The 266-nt window shown below is 40.2% G+C and carries 1 protein-coding gene; it reads right to left on the reverse strand.

All coding sequences use genetic code 11. The features are described from left to right. Positions 1 to 266, reverse strand: a 266-nt coding sequence (locus AAEY97_RS21315) for a TonB-dependent receptor domain-containing protein (RefSeq protein ID WP_351001354.1), incomplete at both ends; no start/stop codon positions are given.

Consider the following 266-nt stretch of genomic DNA (forward strand, 5'->3'; position numbering starts at 1 on the left):
CGGCGGCATCGCCTAATCGTTCACTGGTGTACTGATAACTAGCCCCTAGCTCAAGCTCTTTACCAAGCAAGGCTGTTTGATGGCTAAGTGTTAGGTTTAAGTTATTTTTAGGCACATTGACTAATGGGCTGCCTTTTTTTATTGGCACGCCCCAATCAGCATTTATTATGTCGTTTGCCGTACTGGCATCTATATAAGCGTAAGATAAATTAAACTTTGTATCATCAGTAATGTAAGTACTTAAATCGAGTTCAACACCTTTACTG

Origin of the sequence: Shewanella sp. TB7-MNA-CIBAN-0143, assembly GCF_040310065.1 — a bacterium.
Taxonomy (GTDB): domain Bacteria; phylum Pseudomonadota; class Gammaproteobacteria; order Enterobacterales; family Shewanellaceae; genus Shewanella.